The organism is Streptococcus sp. Marseille-Q4154 (assembly GCF_916700545.1).
Classification (GTDB): domain Bacteria; phylum Bacillota; class Bacilli; order Lactobacillales; family Streptococcaceae; genus Streptococcus; species Streptococcus infantis_I.
The window spans coordinates 897,209-913,744 of record NZ_CAKAKN010000001.1; the positions used below are offsets into that span (position 1 = coordinate 897,209).

Consider the following 16,536-nt stretch of genomic DNA (forward strand, 5'->3'; position numbering starts at 1 on the left):
TAAAATGAAACTTAAATTCAAAGAACTGAGCCACGCTAACGTTTTACTAAAACTTTAAATCGTGGTATAATGAAGGCGATTAGATTATATATTAAAGGAGATATCTTATGACTTACCAAGAAAACTACCAAAAATGGGTTGATTTCGCTGACCTACCAGATTACCTTCGTCGTGATTTGGAAAACATGGATGAAAAAACTAAAGAAGATGCCTTCTACACAAATCTTGAATTTGGTACTGCAGGTATGCGCGGACTAATTGGTGCGGGTACAAACCGTATTAACATCTATGTTGTTCGTCAAGCAACAGAGGGGTTGGCTCGTTTGATCGAATCAAAAGGTGGAAACGAAAAAGAACGTGGTGTTGCCATCGCTTATGATAGCCGTCACTTCTCTCCAGAATTTGCCTTTGAATCAGCAGCAGTTCTTGCTAAACACGGTATTAAATCATATGTCTTTGAAAGTCTCCGTCCAACTCCAGAACTTTCATTTGCTGTTCGTCACCTCAACTGCTTTGCAGGTATCATGATTACGGCTAGCCACAACCCTGCTCCATTCAATGGTTACAAGGTTTACGGAGAAGATGGTGGTCAAATGCCTCCACATGATGCGGACGCTTTGACAACTTATATTCGTGCTATTGAAAATCCATTTGCAGTTGAAGTTGCTGATGTGGAAACCGAAAAAGCTTCAGGTTTAATCGAAGTTATTGGTGAAGCAGTCGATGCAGAATACCTCAAAGAAGTTAAAGATGTAAACATCAACCCAGCCTTGATTGAAGAATTTGGTAAAGACATGAAGATTGTCTACACTCCTCTTCACGGTACTGGTGAAATGTTGGCTCGCCGTGCTCTTGCACAAGCAGGATTTGATTCAGTTCAAGTCGTGGAAGCTCAAGCAACTCCAGATCCAGACTTCTCTACTGTTAAATCACCAAACCCAGAAAGTCAAGCAGCCTTTGCTCTTGCTGAAGAACTAGGTCGTCAAGTTGGAGCTGATGTTCTTGTGGCGACTGACCCCGATGCTGACCGTGTTGGTGTTGAAGTTCTTCAAAAAGATGGTAGCTACCTCAACCTTTCAGGTAACCAAATCGGTGCTATCATGGCTAAGTACATCTTGGAAGCCCACAAAAATGCTGGAACTCTTCCAGAAAACGCAGCTCTCTGCAAGTCTATCGTTTCAACTGACTTGGTAACGAAGATTGCTGAAAGCTACGGCGCAACTATGTTCAACGTCTTGACTGGTTTCAAATTTATCGCTGAAAAAATTCAAGAATTCGAAGAAAAACACAATCACACTTATATGATGGGATTTGAAGAAAGCTTCGGTTACTTGATTAAGCCATTCGTACGTGATAAAGATGCTATCCAAGCCGTTCTTGTCGTTGCTGAACTTGCTGCCTACTACCGTTCACGCGGTTTGACACTTGCTGACGGTATAGAAGAAATCTACAAAGAGTATGGCTACTATGCTGAAAAGACTATTTCTGTAACTCTTTCAGGTGTTGACGGTGCTGAACAAATTAAGGCTATTATGGCTAAATTCCGCAACAATGCTCCAAAAGAATGGAACGCAACAGAAATCACAGTCGTAGAAGACTTTAAAGCACAAACATCCACTGCCGCTGATGGTACTGTAACAACCTTGACTACTCCTCCAAGTGATGTCTTGAAATACACACTTGCTGATGGTTCATGGATTGCAGTTCGTCCTTCCGGTACTGAACCAAAAATCAAGTTCTACATTGCCGTTGTTGGAGAAAGCAACGAAGATTCACAATCTAAGATTGCTAATATCGAAGCTGAGATCAATTCCTTTGTAAAATAAGATATTAAAAGATGAGATAAGATTGTCTCATCTTTTTTCCGTATCAAATCTGAGCATTTTTAAAGACTTTATGGCATACTAGATTTAAAAGAAAGCGAGGAAAACTCATGGAACAATTTTTAGATAATATTAAAGATCTTGAAGTTACAACTGTTGCGCGAGCACAAGAAGCCATCGACAAAAAAGAAACAGCAACCTTCTTTATTGGACGCAAGACTTGCCCTTACTGCCGTAAATTTGCTGGCACTTTGGCTGGTGTGGTAGCTGAAACAAAAGCACACATCTATTTCATCAATAGTGAAGAACCAAGTCAACTAGATGCATTGCAAGACTTCCGATCACGTTACGAAATCCCAACTGTACCAGGTTTTGTTCATGTTGAAAATGGAGAAATCAAGGTTCGTTGTGACTCTTCTATGACAGCACAAGAAATCAAAGATTTTGCTGGTTTGTAAAAAGCATAAAAAAAAAGAAGGTGAGGCCTTCTTTTTTTATATATCAGTTAGTGGAGTTGCAGTGTCTGGAGACGTATCGTAAACTTGAAAATCAACTCCTACTCCCAAGTCTGCTTGGGCAAGCTGATTAACCATAGTCATATGAGCTAGCTCCTTGATATTATTCTCTTTAGATAGATGTCCTAGGTAAATCTTCTTGGTACGATTACCTAGTGTGCGAATCATGGCGTCTGCTCCATCTTCATTTGAGAGGTGGCCAAGATCAGACAGAATCCGTTGCTTGAGTCGCCAAGCATATGATCCTGCTCTCAAGATCTCAACATCATGATTAGACTCAATCAAGTAACCATCTGCATTCTCGACAATGCCAGCCATACGGTCACTAACATAACCTGTATCCGTCAGCATAACAAAGCTCTTGTCATCCTTCATAAAACGGTAGAATTGGGGAGCAACTGCATCATGGCTAACTCCAAAACTCTCAATGTCGATATCTCCAAATGTTTTTGTTTTTCCCATTTCAAAGATATGCTTTTGTGAAGAGTCAACTTTACCTAGATACTTACTATTTTCCATAGCTTGCCATGTTTTTTCATTGGCGTAAAGATCCATGCCATACTTACGGGCTAAAACTCCAACACCATGTATATGGTCAGCATGCTCATGCGTAATCAAAATAGCATCCAAATCTTCTGGCTTACGATTGATTTCACCCAATAAGCTTGTAATTTTTTTACCAGATAAACCGGCATCCACTAAAATCTTTTTTTGGGGGGTTTCTAGATAGAAGGAATTTCCACTAGAACCCGATGCTAAAATACTATATTTAAAGCCTGTTTCACTCATTCTAGTCTTCTACTTCATCCTCCCATACTTCTTCTTTTACAGCATCATTATCATAAGGAAGAACAATGGTAAAGGTAGAACCCTTACCGTATTCACTCTTAGCCCAGATAAATCCATTGTGTTGCTTGATAATTTCTTTTGCTATCGCAAGACCTAAACCAGTCCCACCTTGGGCACGGCTTCTAGCCTTATCAACCCTGTAGAAACGGTCAAAAATCTTCGGTAAATCTTCTTTAGGAATTCCAAGTCCTTGATCCGAAATAGATAAAATCATCTGGTCATCAGTGGTTTTCATACTAACCGTAATTTTTCCACCATCAGGCGAATACTTGATGGCATTGTTAAGAATATTATCGATTACCTGAGTCATCTTGTCTGTATCAATTTCAATCCAGACCGATGTAATCGGATAATCTCGAACCAACTCATATTTTTTTTCTTGATCCTGGGCTCGTATCTTATCGAAACGGTTTAGGATAAACGTAATGAAAGCTGTAAAGTTAATCAATTCAACATCTAAATGACTAGTTGCATTATCAATGCGTGATAGATGCAAGAGGTCCGTTACCATTCGCATCATACGGTTGGTCTCATTTAGAGATACTTTGATGAAATCAGGAGCAACAGGTTCATATAATGCACCCTCATCCAAGGCCTCTAGGTAAGATTTGACACTGGTCAATGGAGTTCGCAATTCATGACTAACGTTGGAAACGAAAAGCCTTCTCTCGCGCTCTTCCTTCTCTTGTTCAGTCGTATCATGTAGAACTGCTACCAAACCAGAGATAAAGCCAGATTCTCTACGAATCAAGGCAAAACGCACACGCAAACTAATATACTCCCCATTTACATTTTGGGAATAAATCATCATTTCAGGACTTTGAGTAATCAAGTCTCTGAGTTCATACTCATCTTCAATCTTGAGCAACTCTAAAATGTTTTGATTGAGCGCGTCATCACTTTCAACCCCAAGTTGTCTTTTAGCCATATCGTTAATCATAGTGATTTGACCACGACGATTGGTTGCAAGAACCCCATCAGTCATGTATGATAGGATACTATGCAATCTTTTACTTTCCTGCTCAAGGTTTTCTTGAGTTAGACGAATAACTTCAGACAAATCATTTAAGTTATTCGTAATGTTAGTGATTTCAGTATTCCCCTGCATATCTAATACCTGAGAATAATCACCAGCAATTAAATCTTTAATCTTTTGATTTAACTGTTTGAGTCGAATATTATCTCTACGGCCTTCAAGCAAGAGAAAGCTAACAAGCATGATGAAACCAAGTAATATGAGTACAAAGACGAAATCTCTGGTTAAAATTGTTTGTTTAATTATATCAATCATTATTTCTCATATAATAACCCACACCACGACGAGTTAAGATATATTCAGGTCTACTTGGTGTGTCTTCAATCTTCTCACGTAGACGTCTAATGGTAACATCGACAGTACGAACATCACCAAAATAATCATAACCCCAAACAGTCTCAAGGAGATGTTCACGAGTAATAACTTGACCAAGATGAGAAGCTAAGTGATGCAACAACTCAAACTCTCTGTGAGTTAAGTCCAATTCTTCTCCATATTTTTTGGCTACATAAGCATCTGGAAGAATCTCTAAATCTCTAATTTGAAGACTTTGCAATTTAGTATCTTCCTCTTGGTTGTCAACTGCAACTAACTCCGTACGACGAAGAAGAGCCTTAACACGCGCTTGTAGCTCACGGTTTGAAAATGGCTTGGTCACATAATCATCTGCACCAAGTTCAAGACCAATAACCTTGTCAAACTCACTATCTTTTGCTGAAAGCATGATAATTGGAACACTACTTGTCTTGCGAATTGTTTTAGCCACTTCAAGACCATCAATTTCTGGAAGCATCAAATCCAAGATAATAATATCTGGTTTCTCAGCCTCAAACAATTCAATCGCTTCACGTCCATTAAAGGCTGTAACAACTTCATAGCCTTCCTTGGTCATATTAAACTTAATAATATCTGAGATTGGTTTTTCATCATCTACAATCAATATTTTTTTCATATAGTCACCTTTTTCCTTGTATCAATTATACCAAAAAATTGCAAAGAAGACACGAAAGACTGGTATTATCCTATCTTTTTAAATATGCTTGCCAAATTTTTTGTTGAGGTTTTGCTAGCGGATAGAGGTCAAACTCTTCAGGAGTCAACCAAACTACTTCTTTATCACTATATTCTTTACTATCAACTACTTGCCCCGCTAGAATTCGTACATGCCACTTTCGATGGCTAAATATATGCTTCACTTCTTCGAAATCACTATCCTGCCAGTCAACTTCTAAATCATAATCCTGCTCAAAACTTTCTTGAGGTGATGGTCCAAATTGCATAGATGATTCGGCAACCTGATTAAAGAGATTTAGTTCTTCATCTTTTGAAAATTCATCTACCTCAATCAAGGGGAAATGCCAAAATCCAGCAAGTAACTTTTCGCTTTCATTCTTTTCTAGTAAAAACTGTCCTTTACTATTTTGTACCACTAAAGCATTTAAAAATATAGGAACTGGTTTTTTCTTTGGCGCTTTAATAGGATAGCGATCCATTGTTCCATTTTGATAGGCAGCACTAAAATCTTTAACTGGACTATCTTCTGGCCTCGGATTAACGGGTGCCTCAATATCTGAACCCAAATCCATCAAAGCTTGGTTAAAATCACCTGGACGATCTGGGTCAATCAAAATTTCCATCATAGCTTGAAATATCTTGCGATTACTAGGATTTCCAATATCATGATTGACTTCAAATAGACGTGCCAAAACACGCATAACATTTCCATCAACTGCTGGTTGTGGAAGATTAAAAGCAATGCTTGAAATAGCTCCAGCTGTATAGGGACCAATCCCCTTCAGACTTGAAATTCCTTCATAAGTGGATGGAAATTCTCCATTAAACTTATTCATAATCTGTTGAGCTGCTGTTTGCATATTGCGAACACGAGAATAATAACCAAGTCCTTCCCAAGCCTTTAACAAGCGTTCTTCTGGTGCATTTGCTAAACTCTCTACAGTCGGAAACCATTCCAGGAAACGTTCGTAATAGGGAATGACAGTATCAACTCTTGTTTGCTGCAACATAATTTCAGACACCCAGATATGATAAGGATTTTTAGTCCTTCTCCAAGGTAGGTCACGCTTATTTTCGTCATACCAAGCCAATAACTTTTTTCGAAAAGAGAGAATCCTCTCCTCTTCCCACATGGACACGCCATATTTCTCCAAATCTAACATATATCTAGTATAGCATATCCTTATAGGATACTCAAAAAATGAAAATTGTCCTTGTTTTAGTATCGACTCTCTTATCATGCCTGACTATCAGACATACTCTACTATTTCTGTTATTTTCTATCTTTTTTTGATATAATGAATTTTAAATGAATCTTTAAAGGAGATATCAATGCGTTTTAATCAATTTAGTTATTATCCCGTTACAAACCAACAAGCTTTACAAGAATTATCTGAGCTTGGATTCAAGCTTGATCTTTCAACTTCACATAAAGAACAGTTTGAAGCTTTTGTTAGAACTTGTTTTTTCAATTTTAAAAATACGGATTATCCCCTCACTACTTTAGCAGTTGATAAAGAAACAGATTTACTTACTTTCTTTAATTCAGACCTTGAATTGACAGCAGAAATTTTCTATACTGTTGCCTTTCAACTACTTGGATTCAGTTACTTAGTAGACTTTGAAGATGGTATTGCTTTTCACAAAGAAACAGCGTTTCCGATCGTTTACGGAGATTTAATCGACAATCTCTACCAGCTTTTAAATACACGCACTAAAAAAGGGAACACCCTTATCGATCAGTTAGTTAGTGATGGTCTTATTCCTGAGGACAATAACTATCACTACTTCAATGGCAAGAGTTTGGCAACCTTCAATACTAACAATGTCATTCGTGAAGTAGTTTATGTAGAGACTCGTGTTGATTCTGATAAAGATGGTCTACCTGACCTCATCAAGGTAAATATCATTCGTCCAGCATACAATGGAAAGATTCCAGCTGTCATGACAGCAAGTCCATACCATCAAGGAACCAATGACAAAGCAAGCGATAAGGCTCTCTATAAGATGGAAGCTGAACTAGAAGTCAAGGAACCACATGAAATTACGTTAGAAAATCCAACCCTGGACTTGGTTGAACCTGTTGGGGATGCTGAACTTGTTTCTGAAGCTGAAGAAAAACTCACTCATATCAATAGCAGTTACACACTTAACGACTACTTCCTTCCAAGAGGATTTGCCAATATCTACGTATCAGGTATTGGTACCAAAGATTCACAAGGTCAGATGACCAACGGAGATTACCGCCAAGTTGAAGCTTATAAGAATGTTATCGATTGGCTAAATGGTCGTTGTCGTGCTTTTACGGATCATAGTCGTAAACGTCATGTAAAAGCTGATTGGTCAAACGGTAAAGTGGCAACTACAGGACTTTCTTATCTAGGAACAATGTCTAATGGGCTTGCTACTACAGGAGTTGATGGTTTAGAAGTCATTATTGCTGAAGCAGGTATTTCTTCCTGGTACAACTATTACCGTGAAAATGGTCTTGTGACAAGCCCAGGTGGCTATCCTGGTGAGGACTTCGATTCATTAGATGAATTAACTTATTCTCGCAATCTCTTAGCTGGTGACTATATTCGTGGGAACGATGCTCATAAAGCTTCCATAGAAGAACTTAAGAAAAATCTAGACCGTAAAACTGGAGATTATAACCAATTTTGGCATGACAGAAACTACCTTCTTAATGCTAAAAAGGTTAAGGCTGAAGTTGTCTTTACTCACGGTTCACAAGACTGGAATGTAAAACCACTTCATGTCTATCAAATGTTCAATGCACTTCCAAGTAGCATTAAGAAACACCTCTTCTATCATAATGGTGCCCATGTATACATCAACAACTGGCAGTCTATTGATTTCCGTGAATCTATGAATGTCCTTTTGACACAGAAATTATTGGGGCAAGAAACTGACTACCAACTTCCAAGAGTCGTTTGGCAAGACAATACTGCTCCTCAAACTTGGCTGTCACTTGAAGATTTTGGAAATCAAACTGACCATAAAACTTTCTCTTTAGGTACTGAGGAAGCTGTCATTGATAATCATTACCAAGATTCTGACTTCGAACGATTTGGAAAGACTTACCAAACCTTTAATAATGAATTGTATCAAGGTAAGGTGAATCAGATTACCATTGATCTTCCAGTGACTGAAGATCTTCATATCAATGGTCGTGTTAAACTAAACCTTCGTCTCAAGTCAAGTACCAATAAAGGTCTTCTCTCTGCTCAACTTCTTGAACTTGGTCAAAAGAAATACCTTCAACCTTATCCGGGAGTCTTGGCTGCTCGTACTATTGATAATGGTCGTTACCATATGCTGGAAAACCTTTGCGAGCTACCATTTAGCCCAAATGCCCAACGTGTTATCACCAAAGGCTACCTCAACCTCCAAAATCGTCATGATTTATTAAAAATTGAAGAAGTTAAACCAGATGAATGGATGGAATTCCAATTTGAACTCCAACCAACTATTTATAAACTAAAAGAAGGCGATACTCTCCGTCTCGTTCTTTATACTACTGACTTTGAAATTACTGTCCGTGACAATACTGATTATCAATTAACAGTAGACCTTGCGAAATCTAGTCTTGAAATCCCAGATCAAAAATAGTTAGTATACCAGAAAACCCGTGATAAAAATATCACGGGTTCTTTTATTCTTATTTTTTTTCTTCGGCTTGTTTCTTCATTCTCGCAAGTCTCAAAGCTCTATTGGGATTGAGGCGATTAAAAAGTTCTTCTAATTTCTTTTCATTCCAGACGTCTGCTGCAGAAACAAAATTTCCATCAGCATCTCGGAAAGATATTGGTTTATCACCCATAGCTATCTCCTAGTCTACAAACTCAAACTCAAATTTTCCAATACGGACAAGGTCGCCGTCCTTAGCACCACGAGCACGAAGAGCTTCATCAACTCCCATACCACGCAACTGACGCGCAAATTTCATGACAGACTCATCACGGTCAAAGTTAGTCATATTAAAGAGTTTCATGAGTTTTTCACCTGAAAGAACCCAAGTTGCATCATCATCACGACCAATCTCAAATGGTTTTTCTTCTTCATCAAAGCCATAGTAAACTTCTTCTTCCATCTCTGACTCATCATAAAGAAGGAATTCTGGCGTTTTATCAAGAAGCTCAGCTGTTGCATCTAATAGAGGTGCAAGACCTTGCTTAGTCAAACCTGAAATTGGGAAGATTGGTGGTAATTCTTCAAATTCATCATAATTAGCAGCCAATTTTTTCTTGAACTCTTCAAGGTTTTCTTGACTCTCAGGCATATCCATTTTATTGGCAACAATAATCTGTGGACGCTCCATAAGACGAAGGTTATAAGATTCAAGCTCCTTATTGATTGCTAAATAGTCCTCATAAGGATTACGTCCTTCACTAGCTGACATGTCAATGATATGAAGGATAACGCGAGTACGCTCGATATGGCGAAGGAACTGGGTCCCTAAGCCAACACCTTGGCTAGCACCTTCAATCAATCCAGGAAGGTCTGCAACGGCAAAGGATTCACCGGACTGGGTACGAACCATACCAAGATTTGGAACAATTGTTGTAAAGTGGTAGGCACCAATTTTTGGCTTAGCAGAGGTAATCACGCTAAGAAGTGTTGATTTACCGACAGACGGGAAACCAACTAAACCAACATCCGCAAGGATTTTAAGTTCTAACTGTAATTCACGTTCTTGACCAGGTTCTCCGTTTTCTGAGATTTCTGGCGCAGGATTTTTAGGAGTTGCAAAACGGATATTTCCGCGACCACCACGACCTCCATGAGCCACGATGAACTCTTGTCCGTTCTCTATCAAATCAGTGAGAACTTTCCCAGTCTCCGCATCACGCACGGTTGTCCCTTGAGGTACATGGACAATCAAGTCTTCTGCCCCTCGGCCATGCATTCCTTTTGTCATCCCTTTTTCACCTGATTGGGCCTTGAAATGACGATTGTAACGGAAGTCCATAAGGGTACGTAAGCCTTCGTCTACAACGAAAATAACGTTACCACCACGTCCTCCATCACCACCCCAAGGTCCTCCGTTAGGGACATATTTTTCACGACGAAATGCAACCATGCCATCGCCACCATTACCAGCCTTCACTTTAATCTTGGCTGTGTCTAAAAACATACTCATATTCTTTTCTCACTTTAAAAAGGGCTGGGAAAATCCCAGTCACCAACTAATACAATTTGATCCTCTAACTAGTATTTTAAAATCTGCTGAATACACCAATTGCAGTCGCAAAAATACCGCCTAAAGTAACAAACAACATGATTAATACGACAAACATTGTAAGTTTTTCAAAGAATGTTTTTTTACGTTTACCATTATCACCGAATGCCATGTTTTCTCCTTTACTCTATTACTCTATTCTTAAAATTCATTTGATACAGGAGCAATTGCCCACAAAATTAAGTAAGCAACAATGCCTGCCCCATAACAGAAAGCTAAAACTCCCCAAATAACACGAACAATTGTAGGGTCAATATCAAAATAATGTGCTACTCCTGCACAGACTCCACCAAGTTTTTGGTCTCGACCACTTCTCATCAATTTCTTTTTCATTGTTTTTTCCTTTCATCGAAAGAATCTAATCATTCAAGTATTTTCTTAAATTTCTTAATTGTTTTCTAGACGCCTTAAGCATATGCTTCGAACCTTTAACTGGCATAGTAACAGCCTGTTGCGGAATATAGAAGACTGTCTTTAAAATACGTTTTGTAACAGGTTCGTCAGCCCCTGTTTCTTTGGCAAAGTTATTTGAAATAATGACGTCTAGATAAAATTCATGGACTCTTCTACCAAAATTCTCAGCAGAAATTTCATATAATTTTTCAGCCAAGTGTTTTTCATCCATTGACGGTGTAGCAAGTAAAGCCTCAAGAATCGCTCCTGCCAAGTCTCTTTCCTCATAATAAAGAGTTCCGAACATTTTATCATTGATGAGATTATCCAAATAAGGATTACCATGGGCAATAACAGGTGTCTTACTAGCTAAACTTTCCAGATAAGTCAATCCCTGAGTCTCACTTGTAGAAGCCGATATGAAGAAATCAGCTGCCTTATAATAGAGTGCCGTCTCATTTGGCGGAATCATACCTGTAAAGATAACAGAATCTTGAATTTTTAAATCTTCTGCTTGCTCCTTAAGATTGTCTAAATAAGGTCCATCTCCAGCTACAACCAGTTTAACATTTGGTTCTTCTTTTAGGACATCTGGTAAAGCTTTAAGAACTGCTTGAATATTCTTCTCGTAAGAAACTCGAGAAAGACTTAGAAGCATCTTTTCGTCTTGTTTGATCCCTAGTTTATCCCTTAAGTCACTAATGTGTTCAGGACCAATCTCAGGGCGTTCAAATTTAGCAAGTTCAATTCCAGTAGGAATAACACGCTTTTCAACTTTTACCTTATAGTCAGATAAAAGGTCGCGCACAATTTCACTCGGACAAATGACTCCATCAACGTCATGCAAAAATCCTCGAACAAGATATTTGACCATACTTGGGCGAATCAACATCCCCTTAGCAATATAGTGAACATAATCCTCGTACTGGGTATGATATGTATGAATAACTGGGATTTTCAATTCTCGAGCAATCCAAATTCCCAATAAACCAAGAGAAAACTCAGTTTGGGTATGAATAATATCGAGTTTGTATTGTTTAGCAATCTCAAGAGCTTTCGTAAATCCACGGTAAGCGAAACGACGGTCTTTAAAGGCAAAGAAAGGAACACTAGGAATACGAATAATCTGCCAGTCTTCATAACGATTGACATCCTTATCGGTTGTCGTGAAGATAAAGACTGCATGCCCTTGTTTCTCAAGCTCTGTTTTTAAGGTTCGAATACTGGTTGCAACACCCGAAACCTGTGGGAAATAAGTATCTGTAAATAATCCAATTCGCATATACTACCTCATTTTTTTCCTAAAGCCGCTTGCTCCCGATAGAATTTTAGCCAGATTTCAAGAAGATGCTCTTCTGAATATTCTCTTGAAATGGCCTTAGCCTTTTCTTTCAATGCTTTCAACGCTTCTGGATGCTCTCCATATTCCAAGATAGCTTCTTTCATCTCTTCTACATCACTTGTTGGTCTGTAATTTCCTTCAAGAATGACCTTGTAAAGATCTAGATCACGAAGCATAATGGGTGCTTCACAACTTGCAGCTTCTAGAATGGTCATTGGAAAGAGCTCGTTATAACTAGGAAGCAAGAAAAGATCTGCCAAAGAATACAGTTCTCTCATCCGTTCTGGCTCAACAATTCCAGGGAAAATCAGATTCTCTGGAGGATTATCCATGATTTTTTTATAGCGTTCATAACCATCTGTAATCCCACCAAATGAGAAGCCTCCCGCCCAAATAAAGGTGATGTCCGGTAGCTCCTCAGCAAGAGTAATGAAATCATCGATTCCCTTACGCTTCTGAACCTGCCCAGCTCCTACTACTACAAATTGATTTTCGTTCAATCCCATATCTTGTCGAAGTTGCCTTACTTTTTCTGCAGAAAGTGGGTGCCATTTTTCTTTGTTAACAAAGTTAGGAATATAGGTCACCTTTTCACGGGGAATACCAGCTGCAACCAAATCTTCGATAAAAGAAGGATTAACCACAACCAAGTGTTCCATACGGTCATAAAAAGAAAACACATAGCGCTTAACAATCCCTTTTAGAAAGAATGGAATCTTCAAACTACCTTCTAAGGTGTCAGGCAAGAAATGGACATAACCAATCCTACGACCTGAACGCTTCTTTTGAAAAGTTGACAGATAATAAGGAAGGTCGATTGTATGAAAATGAGTAACATCAGCTTCTACAGGAAGATTTTCCGTTACAATTAGTTGGTCTTTCGCATCACGTTTCAAAAGTTGCACAAGTTCACGGTAAGCTCCAGAAACTCCTTGTCCTGCCACCTTTTCACTCGAACTTAGCATGTTGATGCGTAATTTCTCTTTTTCCATACTATCCATTATATCATTTTATTGAAAGAAAATCAGCAAATTAAAAGAGAGATAGCATAAAAGCTAGGGAATTTCCTAACACTTATACTATTTCTCTTTTTATATGATTTTATTTAATACCTAAAGCGATACGTGCATAGCGACTCATTTTTTCAACCGTCCAAGCTGGATACCAAACTAATTTCACTTCAACGTTAGTAACTTCTGGAACATCTGTCATAGCATCATAAATTTGATCGGTCAAGAGGTCTGCTAATGGACAACCCATAGTTGTTAAGGTCATATCAATCTCAGTATCACCTGTATCACCATCAAATCGAATTTCATAAATCAGACCTAGGTTGACGATATCGATTCCTAATTCTGGGTCGATAACCTCTTCTAAAGCCGTCAAAATGCGAGTTTTGATGTTTTCAATTTGCTCTTCTGTATAAGCCATGTGTAATCCTCCAATTTTAATCTTCGATAAAGTCACGAAGTGGTTTACTACGACTAGGCTGGCGAAGTTTTCTCAATGCTTTTGCCTCAATCTGACGAATACGCTCACGAGTAACGTTGAAGACTTTACCAACATCTTCTAGAGTACGCATTTTACCATCATCAAGACCGAAACGAAGACGCAATACATTTTCTTCTCTATCAGTCAAAGTATCCAGAACTTCATCCAACTGCTCACGCAAGACGATACGAGTGGTGTAGTCCACTGGATTTTCAATCACTTCATCTTCGATAAAGTCACCAAGGTGGCTATCATCCTCTTCACCAATAGGTGTTTCAAGAGAAACTGGTTCTTGCGCAATCTTTAAAATTTCACGAACCTTGTCAGGAGTCATATCCATACGTTCAGCGATTTGCTCAGGAGTAGGATCTTGTCCCAACTCTTGAAGAAGGTTACGCTGCTCACGAACAAGTTTGTTGATTGTTTCTACCATGTGAACTGGAATACGGATGGTACGAGCTTGGTCAGCAATAGCACGCGTAATAGCCTGACGAATCCACCAAGTGGCATAAGTTGAGAATTTGAATCCTTTTGAATAATCAAACTTATCAACGGCCTTCATTAATCCCATATTTCCTTCTTGAATCAAGTCAAGGAATTGCATACCACGTCCAACATAGCGTTTCGCGATAGAAACTACCAAACGTAGGTTAGCCTCTGCTAGACGTTGTTTCGCTTCAACATCTCCTGCTTCAACGGCAAGAGCTAATTCTTTTTCTTCTTCGTTAGTAAGAAGAGGTACGACACCAATTTCCTTCAAGTACATACGAACAGGGTCATTGACTTTGGCAGATGTTGAACCAATTAAGTCTTCATCGCTAAGTTCTGGTTCTTCCTCTGTACTTAAGACACGTTCACTCGGATTTCCTTCGTTATCAGTGATTGCAATACCTGCATCTTGAATCCGTTGCAAAAGGTTCTCAATGCCTTCTACATCAAGAGCAAAAGGAATTACAAGGACATTGTTAATTTCATCATCTGTCGCAGTACCAGTTTTCTTATGGTTACGAATAAATTCTGCAACTTGGACATCAAAAGTTGTTACTTCTTTTTGTTTTTTTGCCATTCTTACTCCATTCTTCTTTTTTGGGCAATTAAGCGTTCAAGCTCTTCTAAAGCAGCATCTGTGTCGCCTACATGACTAGCTTCCTGAACTTTCTTTTTAATTTGCAAGTTTTGTTGATTCAAAAGAGCACGATTACGAGACTCCTCCACTTCCTTTAATTCTTCCGGAGACATCTCAGAAGGTAGATCCAAAGCTAACACCTGGTACCAAGCATTTTCCACTTCTCTAGTCTGATTTGCCAAGTCTTCAGAAGAAATCGAACCATTATCAATCAAGAGTACATACAAGGTCTGAAACTCTGGAGTTTCAAATACAAAATCATCTCTCAAACGATAATCATTCAACACAAGGGGGTGCTCCATCATACGATAAAGAATATGTGCTTCAGCTCTCATGACTGCCGTCAATTGTTTAGAAACCGACATAGTAATTGGTGTCGGATTAACAACCTGCTTCACTTTTTCTTGTCTTTGTCTGACACGACTTTCGTTGATAATGTGCTCAACTTGTTGATAATCAAAAGATGGCAAATGATCCGTCAACAAATGAATATAGGTGTTCTGGGCTGTGATAGAAGGTTCTCTGACGATAAGAGGTGCAATTTTCTCAATGAACTCAATCTGTGCTTGGAGATTTTCACTATTACTAGGTTTGTAATGATGGATATAAAACTCAATCGTACTGATTCGAGTATTGGATAAAAGATAAGCCAAATCCTCTGGAGAATTCTTTTGTAAATACTCATCAGGATCCATTGCATCAGGAATCTGGACTACTTGAACAGGTAAATCCTTAAGCTCGTCCAAAGCTTTAGCAGTTGCAGCTTGTCCTGCCTTATCACCGTCATAAGTGATAATCACTTTTTTTGTAAAGCGTTTGAGATGTTCGACGTGTTCAGCAGTCAAGGCCGTTCCCATGGAAGCTACTGCATTTTCAATACCAGCACGGTAGGCTGCAATAACATCCATAAAACCTTCCATCAGATAAATTTCAGGAGCTTTACCTGAGCCTTTTTTTACCCTATCCAAATGATATAATTCGTAACTCTTGTTAAAAATCGCCGTCGCTCGACTATTTTTATACTTGGCAGTTTGAGAATCTGTCTCTTGCCAAATCCGTCCAGAGAAAGCAATTACCTTTCCTTGGTCGTTTGAGAGTGGAAATATAATCCGGTTATGAAAAGTATCAAAAAATTGGTTACTCTCAGATAGATAAAATAGACCTGAATCCAGCAAGTCCTTCTCACTATAATCGTCTGCTAAATGCTGATAAAGATAAGAGCGTTCTGCTGGAGCTAGACCAATCATAAAGTGTTTAATGACATCATCAGTCAAGCCCCGTTTATAGAGATAGTTTCTCGCCTCCTCACCCATTTTAGTCGTCATGAGGATTGCATGATAAAAGCGTGCAGCCTTGTCATGCATATCGTAGAGATTTTGATGGGGTGACGTATGTGGGACAGGGTTATGTGCAGGAGTTTCAAGGTGCATTCCGAGACGTTCGCCCAACATCCTTACTGCATCCGCAAAAGTTACTTGTTGATACTCCTCTATAAACTTAAAGACGTCTCCAGAACGACCACAACCAAAACAGTGGTAAAATTGCTTATCTTCGACCACGTTAAAGGAAGGGGTCTTTTCACCATGAAAAGGACAGAGCCCCAAAAAGTTCCGTCCAGATTTTTGTAAAGAAATCACTTCTCCTATGATTTCGACAATATTGGTATTGCTTTTGATTTCTTCGATGACTCTCTTGTCAACCATAG

The 16,536-nt window shown here is 38.8% G+C and carries 16 protein-coding genes; 3 read left to right on the plus strand and 13 right to left on the minus strand.

The window, feature by feature from the left end:
* Positions 1-107 precede the first annotated feature (107 nt).
* Together LG369_RS04540 and LG369_RS04545 are read left to right on the plus strand one after the other, a co-directional pair.
* Positions 108-1,826 (plus strand): phospho-sugar mutase, encoded by a 1,719-nt coding sequence (locus LG369_RS04540; RefSeq protein ID WP_225750393.1) that lies wholly within the window; start codon positions 108-110, stop codon positions 1,824-1,826.
* A gap of 107 nt (positions 1,827-1,933) precedes the next feature.
* Positions 1,934-2,281, plus strand: a complete 348-nt coding sequence (locus LG369_RS04545) for a thioredoxin (protein WP_225750394.1) — start codon at positions 1,934-1,936, stop codon at positions 2,279-2,281.
* Between the two features lie 36 nt (positions 2,282-2,317).
* Here the strand turns inward: LG369_RS04545 and LG369_RS04550 are convergent, their stop codons facing one another.
* The 4 genes from LG369_RS04550 to mutY form a co-directional block, all read right to left on the minus strand.
* Complete coding sequence (locus tag LG369_RS04550) at positions 2,318-3,127, minus strand: MBL fold metallo-hydrolase (RefSeq protein WP_225750395.1); 810 nt, start codon at positions 3,125-3,127, stop codon at positions 2,318-2,320.
* A gap of 1 nt (position 3,128) precedes the next feature.
* Positions 3,129-4,478: a cell wall metabolism sensor histidine kinase VicK gene (gene vicK, locus LG369_RS04555; RefSeq protein WP_004252692.1), complete on the minus strand. Its 1,350-nt coding sequence runs from the start codon at positions 4,476-4,478 to the stop codon at positions 3,129-3,131.
* Positions 4,471-5,175, minus strand: a complete 705-nt coding sequence (gene yycF, locus LG369_RS04560) for a response regulator YycF (protein ID WP_004252689.1) — start codon at positions 5,173-5,175, stop codon at positions 4,471-4,473. Before yycF ends, vicK begins: the two co-directional genes overlap by 8 nt.
* Positions 5,176-5,245: 70 nt before the next feature.
* Positions 5,246-6,400: an A/G-specific adenine glycosylase gene (mutY, locus tag LG369_RS04565; protein ID WP_225750396.1), complete on the minus strand. Its 1,155-nt coding sequence runs from the start codon at positions 6,398-6,400 to the stop codon at positions 5,246-5,248.
* 169 nt (positions 6,401-6,569) lie between these two features.
* On the opposite strand from mutY, the gene LG369_RS04570 reads away from it, so the two are divergent.
* Positions 6,570-8,849 carry a Xaa-Pro dipeptidyl-peptidase gene (locus LG369_RS04570; RefSeq protein ID WP_225750397.1) on the plus strand — a complete coding sequence of 760 codons (2,280 nt, stop codon included), beginning with the start codon at positions 6,570-6,572 and terminating at the stop codon, positions 8,847-8,849.
* 49 nt (positions 8,850-8,898) lie between these two features.
* Here LG369_RS04570 and LG369_RS04575 read toward each other — a convergent pair whose 3' ends face one another.
* The 9 genes from LG369_RS04575 to dnaG all read right to left on the minus strand — a co-directional run bounded on the left by LG369_RS04575 (position 8,899) and on the right by dnaG (position 16,534).
* Complete coding sequence (locus LG369_RS04575; protein ID WP_049495146.1) at positions 8,899-9,060, minus strand: hypothetical protein; 162 nt, start codon at positions 9,058-9,060, stop codon at positions 8,899-8,901.
* 9 nt (positions 9,061-9,069) lie between these two features.
* A complete protein-coding gene (obgE, locus tag LG369_RS04580) occupies positions 9,070-10,380 on the minus strand; it encodes a GTPase ObgE (RefSeq protein ID WP_225750398.1) in 1,311 nt (436 codons plus the stop codon).
* Positions 10,381-10,456: 76 nt separating this feature from the next.
* On the minus strand, positions 10,457-10,591 hold the full coding sequence (locus LG369_RS04585) for a DUF4044 domain-containing protein (protein WP_225750399.1): 135 nt from the start codon (positions 10,589-10,591) through the stop codon (positions 10,457-10,459).
* A 29-nt stretch (positions 10,592-10,620) separates the two neighbouring features.
* Positions 10,621-10,812, minus strand: a complete 192-nt coding sequence (locus tag LG369_RS04590; protein ID WP_074324712.1) for a PspC domain-containing protein — start codon at positions 10,810-10,812, stop codon at positions 10,621-10,623.
* 25 nt (positions 10,813-10,837) lie between these two features.
* Positions 10,838-12,154 carry a glycosyltransferase family 4 protein gene (locus LG369_RS04595; RefSeq protein WP_225750400.1) on the minus strand — a complete coding sequence of 439 codons (1,317 nt, stop codon included), beginning with the start codon at positions 12,152-12,154 and terminating at the stop codon, positions 10,838-10,840.
* 8 nt (positions 12,155-12,162) lie between these two features.
* Positions 12,163-13,206 carry a glycosyltransferase family 4 protein gene (locus tag LG369_RS04600; RefSeq protein ID WP_225750498.1) on the minus strand — a complete coding sequence of 348 codons (1,044 nt, stop codon included), beginning with the start codon at positions 13,204-13,206 and terminating at the stop codon, positions 12,163-12,165.
* A gap of 109 nt (positions 13,207-13,315) precedes the next feature.
* Complete coding sequence (locus LG369_RS04605; protein ID WP_006145447.1) at positions 13,316-13,645, minus strand: metal-sulfur cluster assembly factor; 330 nt, start codon at positions 13,643-13,645, stop codon at positions 13,316-13,318.
* A gap of 16 nt (positions 13,646-13,661) precedes the next feature.
* Positions 13,662-14,771: an RNA polymerase sigma factor RpoD gene (gene rpoD / locus LG369_RS04610; RefSeq protein ID WP_004252673.1), complete on the minus strand. Its 1,110-nt coding sequence runs from the start codon at positions 14,769-14,771 to the stop codon at positions 13,662-13,664.
* Between the two features lie 2 nt (positions 14,772-14,773).
* Entirely contained in the window at positions 14,774-16,534 is a 1,761-nt protein-coding gene (dnaG, locus tag LG369_RS04615; protein ID WP_225750401.1) for a DNA primase, read from the minus strand.
* Positions 16,535-16,536 lie beyond the last annotated feature (2 nt).

Excerpts from the sequence above, each read along its gene's own strand:
- vicK (WP_004252692.1), bottom strand. The coding sequence starts at position 4,478 with ATGATTGATATAATTAAACAAACAATTTTAACCAGAGATTTCGTCTTT.
- LG369_RS04540 (WP_225750393.1), top strand. The coding sequence starts at position 108 with ATGACTTACCAAGAAAACTACCAAAAATGGGTTGATTTCGCTGACCTA.
- yycF (WP_004252689.1), bottom strand. The coding sequence starts at position 5,175 with ATGAAAAAAATATTGATTGTAGATGATGAAAAACCAATCTCAGATATT.
- rpoD (WP_004252673.1), bottom strand. The coding sequence starts at position 14,771 with ATGGCAAAAAAACAAAAAGAAGTAACAACTTTTGATGTCCAAGTTGCA.
- dnaG (WP_225750401.1), bottom strand. The coding sequence starts at position 16,534 with ATGGTTGACAAGAGAGTCATCGAAGAAATCAAAAGCAATACCAATATT.
- LG369_RS04570 (WP_225750397.1), top strand. The coding sequence starts at position 6,570 with ATGCGTTTTAATCAATTTAGTTATTATCCCGTTACAAACCAACAAGCT.
- mutY (WP_225750396.1), bottom strand. The coding sequence starts at position 6,400 with ATGTTAGATTTGGAGAAATATGGCGTGTCCATGTGGGAAGAGGAGAGG.
- LG369_RS04575 (WP_049495146.1), bottom strand. The coding sequence starts at position 9,060 with ATGGGTGATAAACCAATATCTTTCCGAGATGCTGATGGAAATTTTGTT.
- LG369_RS04595 (WP_225750400.1), bottom strand. The coding sequence starts at position 12,154 with ATGCGAATTGGATTATTTACAGATACTTATTTCCCACAGGTTTCGGGT.
- LG369_RS04605 (WP_006145447.1), bottom strand. The coding sequence starts at position 13,645 with ATGGCTTATACAGAAGAGCAAATTGAAAACATCAAAACTCGCATTTTG.
- LG369_RS04600 (WP_225750498.1), bottom strand. The coding sequence starts at position 13,206 with ATGGAAAAAGAGAAATTACGCATCAACATGCTAAGTTCGAGTGAAAAG.
- obgE (WP_225750398.1), bottom strand. The coding sequence starts at position 10,380 with ATGAGTATGTTTTTAGACACAGCCAAGATTAAAGTGAAGGCTGGTAAT.
- LG369_RS04550 (WP_225750395.1), bottom strand. The coding sequence starts at position 3,127 with ATGAGTGAAACAGGCTTTAAATATAGTATTTTAGCATCGGGTTCTAGT.
- LG369_RS04585 (WP_225750399.1), bottom strand. The coding sequence starts at position 10,591 with ATGGCATTCGGTGATAATGGTAAACGTAAAAAAACATTCTTTGAAAAA.
- LG369_RS04545 (WP_225750394.1), top strand. The coding sequence starts at position 1,934 with ATGGAACAATTTTTAGATAATATTAAAGATCTTGAAGTTACAACTGTT.
- LG369_RS04590 (WP_074324712.1), bottom strand. The coding sequence starts at position 10,812 with ATGAAAAAGAAATTGATGAGAAGTGGTCGAGACCAAAAACTTGGTGGA.